General features: G+C 64.8%; 1 protein-coding gene. It reads left to right on the plus strand.

The genetic code is table 11. From position 1 onward, the window contains the following. A partial coding sequence (locus IEQ44_RS15970) for an aminotransferase class III-fold pyridoxal phosphate-dependent enzyme (protein ID WP_193639427.1) occupies positions 1–267 on the plus strand: 267 nt, incomplete at both ends.

The raw sequence follows: 267 nt of genomic DNA on the forward strand, positions 1-267 counted from the left end.
CGGTCGCGGCCGAGCTGGTACGGATCACGCCGCCCGATCTGACCCGCGTGTTCTTCTCCGACTCCGGATCGACGGCGGTCGAGGTCGCGCTGAAGATGGCGCTGGGCTATTGGCTCAACCAGGGCACGCCACGTCACCGCATCCTCGTGCTCGAACATAGCTATCATGGCGATACGATCGGCGCGATGTCAGTGGGTGCGCGCGGGGTCTATAACCGCGCCTATGCGCCGCTGCTCTTCGATGTCGGCACCATCGCGTTTCCCCATG

The organism is Nocardioides malaquae, assembly GCF_015070385.1.
Lineage (GTDB): Bacteria > Actinomycetota > Actinomycetes > Propionibacteriales > Nocardioidaceae > Nocardioides > Nocardioides malaquae.